This is a genomic window from Acidiplasma cupricumulans (genome assembly GCF_001402935.1).
GTDB classification, from domain to species: domain Archaea; phylum Thermoplasmatota; class Thermoplasmata; order Thermoplasmatales; family Thermoplasmataceae; genus Acidiplasma; species Acidiplasma aeolicum.
In genome coordinates this window covers 1-906 of sequence record NZ_LKBH01000251.1, presented here as the reverse complement: position 1 = coordinate 906, position 906 = coordinate 1, and the positions used below count along the sequence as shown (strand labels likewise).

General features: G+C 30.0%; 1 protein-coding gene. It reads right to left on the bottom strand.

Translation table 11 applies throughout. The annotated features are described in order from the left end of the window. Nucleotides 1–25: 25 nt before the first annotated feature. Nucleotides 26–814, bottom strand: a complete 789-nt coding sequence (locus AOG55_RS06725; protein ID WP_055041066.1) for a sugar nucleotide-binding protein — start codon at nt 812–814, stop codon at nt 26–28. Between the last annotated feature and the right edge of the window lie 92 nt (nt 815–906).

The following is a 906-nucleotide window of genomic DNA, read 5'->3' as shown; positions in this document are numbered from 1 at the left end:
TGCCATTTAAAGACAAACAAAGTATTTACCTGAGAAATGTCATAAAATTCATGAGGTTCAATGTTGAAAATTTAAAATTAAGAGTTTTCTCAATTTTTTCTGACGATACATCGTAATTATAACAATTAGAACTGTTTATTTTTATGAAATTATAATTATCAACATTAAGTGTCCCTGCAATGGTCCTGCCAAAATCATAAAGCGTCATATTATCAGGTGATGCCAGATTATATACATCATTGTCGCTGTATTTTATTATTGCCTCAACTGCCATTGAGGCATCACGGTTCAGTGTTGGATTAATTCTTATGCTATTATCGAGTTTCAACGGTGTTCTTCCCCTGAGTGAAACAAGTATGTCCGTATATATGTTTTTAATACATTTACCATATATTAAACCCGATCTGAATATAATATAATCATTATCCTTTTTTGCCTCGGCCTCACCCATTAGCTTTGTTCTTCCATAATATGTTTCAGGTTCAGTTTTATCAGACTCAGATTTTTTATCACCGGATGATGAATATACCATCTGTGTTGATATATAAATCTTTTTTGCGGATCTGAATTTTTCATTGATTATATCCTGCATTTTAAAATTTAAATCAAACAAATCGGTGTTTCTATTATAATATGATATCTCAAAATTATTAATGACAAAATCAAAATCATCATTCAGGTTCTCAATGGATTTTAACAGGGAATAAAGCCCATGCTCACTGGATAATGGCATGATTTCATATTTATCGGTATAATCCTTGGAAAATCTAAATCCAAGGCTCTCACTGGCATCCAGAACCAGTATCCTTTCCATAACTAAAAATAGCAATCATGGATATAAGCCATTCTATTTATTTAATTATAATATATTGGATTTTTGAAAATATTACACATATGAATATTTTA